The sequence below is a fragment of the Sphingomonas sp. genome (assembly GCF_048594985.1).
Lineage (GTDB): Bacteria > Pseudomonadota > Alphaproteobacteria > Sphingomonadales > Sphingomonadaceae > Sphingomonas_I.
The window spans coordinates 1-6,737 of the sequence record NZ_JBMDXG010000322.1 but is presented as its reverse complement, the minus strand read 5'-3'; the positions used below and the strand labels follow the sequence as shown (position 1 = coordinate 6,737).

Below are 6,737 nucleotides of genomic sequence, written 5' to 3'. Positions count from 1 at the left end.
CTGCTGGAACGCCTTCGGGCTGACCGCCGTCACCAGCACGCCGTCGACGCCGCCGCCGGTCTCGCGCCGGATGACCTCGACCGGATCCTGCTCGCGCGCATTGACGGTGATGGTCGCGCCGAGCCGGCGTGCGAGATCGAGCTTGGCATCGTCGATGTCGATCGCCGCGACGTTCAGCCCCATCGCCCTGGCATATTGCACCGCCATGTGGCCAAGCCCGCCGATCCCGCTGATCGCGACGGTGTCGCCGGGCTTGGTATCGGTGACCTTGAGCCCTTTATAGACCGTCACGCCCGCGCACAGCACCGGCGCGATTTCCGTGAAACCGATCGTGTCGGGTAGGTGGCCGACATAGTTGGGATCGGCGACGACATAATCGGCAAACCCGCCATTGACCGAATAGCCGGTGTTGAGCTGGCTCTCGCACAACGTCTCCCACCCGCCGAGGCAATGCACGCAATGGCCGCAGGCGGTGTAGAGCCACGGCACGCCGACGCGGTCGCCCTCCTTGATGTGCGTCACGCCCGCGCCGACCTGCGACACGTAGCCGACGCCCTCGTGGCCGGGGATGAAGGGCGGGCTGGGCTTGACCGGCCAGTCGCCCTCGGCGGCGTGAAGATCGGTATGGCACACGCCCGACGCCTGGATCGCGACCTGGATCTGGCCCGGTCCCGCCTGGGGCACGGGCACTTCGTCGATCGTCAGTGGCTGGCCGAAAGCACGAACGACGGCTGCCTTCATGGTAGCTGGCATGATGGGATCTCCTCCGGTGACGGGCCGGCCTTGCACGCGGCAACCGCGCCCGCATTGCGCCGGATCAAAAGGGTAGGGCGGCGTGACGCATCGCGTCCGGATCGGCTCGATGTCCGGATAAAATGCGGCTCATGCTTGCCGCAGGTGCCACGGTCCTTCGAACCCGCGTGACAAGATATCATGGGTTAGCGCTACCAGCCGAAACATTATCCGGTGTTCAAATGGGTTTGCACCCGAATGTCCGGAGATCGGAATTCCCACATTCGCGGATATTTTTTCTCTCGAAGCCAATAAGCCAAACATAATTTGGCATATGGAAAAAATAAAGGAAGCACCTTCGGCGGCTCTTGCCCTAGGGTGAAGATGCAAAGGGTTTCAGCATGATCCCGGGACGGAGCGATCCGAACCCGGGGCAGCCGAAGAATAAGGGGGTTATCAGTATGTCGATTCTATCGTCCCGTCCGCGTGCGTCCGCCCTGCGGATCGCGTTGCTGGCCGGCACCTTGCTGTCCGTCCCGACCGCCGCGCTGGCGCAGGCCGAAGCGGACACGACCGAGCGGGCCGAGGCCGGTGCGAGCGGCGGCGACATCGTCGTCACCGCGCTCCGCCGCAACACGCGCATCCAGGAAACGCCGCTCGCCATTTCGGCGACGTCGGGCGACGATCTGGCCGCGTCGGGCACGACCAGCTTTGCCGATCTGACGCGCAACGCGCCGTCGCTGCGCATCGTCGACAGCGGCCCCGGCCAGCGCCGCGTGCTGATCCGCGGCATCCAGTCGTCGGGCGAGGCGACGGTCGGCGTCTATTATGACGAGACCCCGGTCTCGGGCTCGGTCTCGACCTCGTCGGATGCGGCCAGTTCCACCCCCGACTTCCGCCTGTTCGACGTGGCGCGCGCCGAAGTGCTGCGCGGTCCGCAGGGCACGCTGTTCGGATCGGGATCGATGGGCGGCACGCTGCGCGTCATCTTCGAAAAGCCGAAGGCCGACCGGATCGAGGCGGCGGTCAGCGGCAACCTGTCGACCGTGAAGGGCGGCAGCGAGGGCTGGTCGGTCGACGGCATGGTCAACCTGCCGCTGATCGAGGACAAGATCGCGCTGCGCGTGGTCGGCAACTATAACCGCTTCGCGGGCTATGTGGACAATATCATCCTGGCGAACGACCCCAACGCCAAGAACGTCGCCGACACCACGCCGGCGGGCGACCGCTACCTGCGCAACCGCAAGAACATCAACGATGGCTACAGCGCGGGCGGCCGCGCGCTGCTCCGCCTGACGCCGACCGAGCGGCTGACGGTCGACCTCGCCGCCTTCTACGAGAAGGTCAGCACCGAATCGCCGATGTGGCGCCCGGAATCGAGCGCTGCGGTGGGCCGCAAGTTCGTGTCGTCGGCCCGCGGCCGCGCCGGCAATTATGACGAGAACCGGATCTACAACGCCACCGTCCGGTACGAGTTCGACGGCTTCAACGTCGTCGGCGTCACCTCCTATTTCGATCGCGACCGTACGCAGGTCTCGGACGTCAGCGACACGTTCAACGGCCGCGACACCGCCGCCGGATGCCGCCAATATCTGCTGCGCAACGCGGGCACCTGCAGCGATGCCCAGCTTGGCGGCTATCTGACCGCCACGCGCGCGATCCAGCAATCGTCGCTGCTGCAGCCGCAGAGCGTCAAGAACTGGGTGAACGAACTGCGTGTCAGCTCGGACAGCGATAGCCCGTTCCAGTGGACCGCGGGCGTGTTCTTTGAGGATCGCGACACCGTCGTGCGTTCGACCCTCGCCATCGCCGATCCGATCACCGGCTCGCTTTCGGACGTGAACAATCCGGCGACCTTGGCCTATGATCGCACGATCAGCGATAAGCTCAAGCAGAAGGCGGCGTATGTCGAGCTGAGCTACGACATCCTCCAGAACCTGACGTTCACCGCCGGCACGCGCTATTACGACTTCAAGAAGACGGTGGGCGGCCGGATCGACGTCGGCCAGATCCATTACACCTCGGTGGTCACGCCCTATACGGAAGCGACCAACAAGGAAGACGGCTTCATCTACAAGTTCAACCTGTCGTGGCAGGCCAAGCCCGACCTGCTATTCTATGCGCAGGCGGCACAGGGCTTCCGCCCCGGCGGCGTGAACCAGGTGATCGGCCTGCCGGCGGCGCTGGCCGGATATTCGTCCGACAGCCTGTGGAACTATGAGCTCGGCGCCAAGACCAAGGTCATGCCGGGCGTGTATTTCAACGTCGCCGGCTATCGCATCGACTGGGACGACCTGCAGGTGTCGGCGCGTACCTCCGGAACCGGATCGGTGTTCGGCCTGATCGCCAATGCCGGCGCCGCCCGCATCTGGGGCGCGGAAGCCGAGCTGGACGCGAACATCACGCGCAACCTCTCGGTCAGCGGCAATGTCGGCTATACCGATGCCAAGCTGTCCGAGGACCAGATCAGCTCGATCGTGGTCGCCACGGGCCGCAAGGGCGATCGCCTGGCCTATATCCCGCGCCTCACGGCGGGTCTCGCGGTCGAGTATAACCGCCCGATCACGGACGAAATGGATGGCGTGATCCGCTTCGACGCCAGCCATGTCGGCAAGTCGTACAGCACGCTCGCCCCGGCGGACGTGTACCGCCGCGTGATCCCGTCCTACCAGCTCGCCAACCTGCGCTTCGGCGTCCAGGAGCCGAGCCTCGACTGGGGCGTGTACCTCTACATCAACAACCTGTTCGACGACACGGCGATCAACAATATGAGCGCGAGCGCCAATACCGGCGGGCTGACCAACGCCTTCAGCTCGCCGCCGCGGACCTTCGGCATCAACGTGACGAAGCGGTTCTGATCATCGGGCGCGGGCCTTCGGGTCCGCGCCCATTTTCTTTGGGGGAAGGGGACACACAATGAGAATCGCAAAAGTCACGATCCTGTCGCTGATGGCGGGCGCCGCGTGCATCGCCGGTGGAGCGATCGCGCAGACCGCCGCGCCGGCCAAGGTCGAGGCGGTCAAGCCGCGCGCAGGCGCGAACCCGGCGCCGGCGCGCAAGTCGGGCGAGGGCGCAGGCCCGTATCGCAAGATGGTGATCCGTGGCGTCACGCTGATCGACGGATCGGGCGCGCCGCCGCGCGGGCCGGTCGACATCGTGATCGAAAACAACGTGATCGCCGACATCGTCGCTGCCGGCACCCCCGGCCTGCCGCTGAAGCAGGGCCGCGAGCCGCGCGATTTCGACTATGAACTCGACGCGACGGGCATGTTCGTGACGCCGGGCTTCGTCGACATGCACGTGCACGGTTCGACGAGCGACAAGGCGCCGGACCTGTCCTATTCCTACAAATTGTGGCTGGCGCACGGCGTGACCACGGTGCGCGGCGTCGATCTGGCGCCGTTCGAGATCTCGCTCAGCGAGCGTGCGCGCTCGGCCCGCAACGAGATCGTCGCCCCGCGCATCTTCGCCTATCAGCGCCCCGGCCAGGGCAATGGCTGGACCGGCGGGCGCACCAACACGCCCGAACGCGCACGCGCGTGGGTGCAGTGGGCCGCCAAGGCCGGCATCGACGGCATCAAGCTGATCGACAACGAGGATCAGCCGCCGGAAGTGATGGCGGCGATCATGGACGAGGCCAAGAAGCTCAAGCTCGGCACCGTCGCCCACCTGTCGCAGGTCGGCGTCGGCCGGATGAATGCCGAGCAGGCGGGCGCGGCGGGCCTCGGCACCGTCACCCACTTCTACGGCCACTTCGAATCGATGCTCAAGAACGGGCAGGTCCAGAACTGGCGTCCCGACTATAATTATGCCGACGAGCAGGACCGGTTCGGCGACGTCGCCAACCTCTATGCCGAAAGCTTCGAGGAAGGGTCGCCCGAATGGTGGGCCTATCTGGAGAAGCAGAAGGAAAACCACGTCACGTTTGATCCGACGATGACGATCTATGCCGCCGGCCGCGACCTGATGCATGCCCGCAACGCGGATTGGCACGACAAATACACGATGCCGCAATTGTGGGGATTCTACCAATCGTCGCGCGAGAATCACGGATCGTATTTCTACGACTGGACGCTCGCGACCGAGGTGAAGTGGCGCAATTTCTATCACAAGTTCATGCGCCTGATGAACGACTACAAGAATATCGGCGGCCGCGTCACGACGGGCTCGGATTCGGGATTCATCTTCGAGCCGTACGGCTTCGGCTACGTCCAGGAGCTCGAGCTGCTGCAGGAGGCGGGGTTCAACCCGAGCCAGGTGCTGATGGCCGCGACGCTCAACGGCGCGCTGACTTTGTATGAGCCGAAGGGCCAGCCGGTGCCGCCGATCGGCACGGTCCGCGTCGGCCAGCTCGCCGACCTCGTCATCCTGAAGGAAAATCCGCTTCAGAACTTCAAGACGCTCTACGGCACGGGCGCGCTGCGCCTGAACGAGACCACGCAGAAGCTCGAGCGCGTGGGTGGGGTCAGCTACACGGTCAAGGACGGCATCGTCTACGACGCGAAGAAGCTGCTCGCCGACGTGGCCGAGATGGTCAAGGCCGAGAAACGGCGGATGGGGATGCCCGAAGAGGGCTTGCCGCACCCCTGAGCCGTGGGCGCGCCGGCGAGTTCCTCCGCCGGCGCGCCATCCCCTTGCGCAAACAACGATCTTTCTGTCGGCTGCGGACAGTCGAAACGGGGTATCATGATGAAGTTCACGTCCATTCTCGCCGCCGGCATCGCGCTGGCGGGCATCGCCGTCCCGCTCGCGGCGCATCAGGCCGGGCCGACCAAGACCGCGCCGACATCCGAGCTGGGGCCGTCGCCCAAGGGCGCGCCCACGCGCGCGGCGGGCGAGGGCGCCGGCCCGTTCCGCCGGCTGGTAATCCGGGGCGCGACCCTGATCGACGGCACCGGCGCGCCGGCGCGCGGGCCCGTCGACATCATCATCGAGAATAACCGCATCGCCGACATCAAGCAGGCCGGCTGGCCCGGCATGGCATGGAAGCAGGATCGCGAGCCGCGTGACTTCGACCAGGAGATCGATGCCACCGGCATGTACGTGATGCCGGGCTTCGTCGACACGCACGTCCACCTGCCCGGTCCTGACAAGGCGCCCGACGCCTCCTATGCCTATAAGCTCTGGCTGGCGCACGGCGTGACGACGGTGCGCGGCGTAGGGCTCGCCAACCAGACGCTCGCCTCGTCCGAGAAGAACCGCTCGGCGCGCAACGAGATCGTGGCGCCGCGCATCTTCAACTATCAGACGGTGGGTTCGGGCTGGGCCGGCGGCCGTATCACCGGCCCCGACAAGGCGCGCGAATGGGTCCGCTGGGCCGCGAAGAACAATATCGACGGGATCAAGTTCTTCGGCTGGAACGACGAGACGCCCGAGGTCATCCGCGCCGCCATCGACGAGGCGCACAAGAACGGCATGGGCACCGTCGCGCACCTCAGCCAGCTGGCGGTCGCCAATTTCAACGCGCGCGTCGCCGGCGACGCCCATCTCGATTCCGTGACGCATTTCTATGGGCACATGGAATCGCTGATCAAGGACGGCACGATCCAGGATTTCTCGGCCGGGTACAATTTCTACAACGAACTCGACCGGTTCGGGCAGGTCGCCGACATCTGGAAGCAGGTCTATGATCGCGGCTCGCCGGAGTGGAAGGAGTATCTGGAGCACCAGAAGGCCAACCAGGTCATCTTCAACCCGACCTTCAACATCTATGCCGCTTCGCGCGACCTGATGCGCGCACGCAATGCCGACTGGCAGGGCACGTACACGACGCCGCAGCTGTGGAATTACTTCCAGTCGACGCGCGACAATCACGGCTCCTACTTTTACGACTGGACCAGCGAGATCGAGACGTCGTGGAAGAAGTTCTACGACAAGTTCTTCGACATCGTGAACGACTACAAGAATATGGGCGGTCTGGTGACGGTCGGGACCGATTCCGGCTTCATCTACAAGGTCTATGGCTTCGCCTATGTCGAGGAGCTGGAGCTGTTCCGCGAGGCGGG

The 6,737-nt window shown here is 65.2% G+C and carries 4 protein-coding genes; 3 read left to right on the top strand and 1 reads right to left on the bottom strand.

Features of this window, described 5'->3' with window-relative positions; all coding sequences use genetic code 11:
- On the bottom strand, window positions 1-753 hold a 753-nt coding region (locus ACOJSF_RS13190; protein WP_420142658.1), incomplete at its 3' end, for a zinc-dependent alcohol dehydrogenase.
- Window positions 754-1,193: 440 nt separating this feature from the next.
- Between ACOJSF_RS13190 and ACOJSF_RS13185 the strand changes: the two genes are divergently transcribed.
- The 3 genes from ACOJSF_RS13185 to ACOJSF_RS13175 all read left to right on the top strand — a co-directional run.
- Window positions 1,194-3,590: a TonB-dependent receptor gene (locus ACOJSF_RS13185; protein ID WP_420142657.1), complete on the top strand. Its 2,397-nt coding sequence runs from the start codon at window positions 1,194-1,196 to the stop codon at window positions 3,588-3,590.
- Between the two features lie 58 nt (window positions 3,591-3,648).
- Window positions 3,649-5,322, top strand: a complete 1,674-nt coding sequence (locus ACOJSF_RS13180) for an amidohydrolase family protein (RefSeq protein ID WP_420142656.1) — start codon at window positions 3,649-3,651, stop codon at window positions 5,320-5,322.
- A 99-nt stretch (window positions 5,323-5,421) separates the two neighbouring features.
- Window positions 5,422-6,737, top strand: a 1,316-nt coding sequence (locus ACOJSF_RS13175) for an amidohydrolase family protein (RefSeq protein ID WP_420142655.1), incomplete at its 3' end; no start/stop codon positions are given.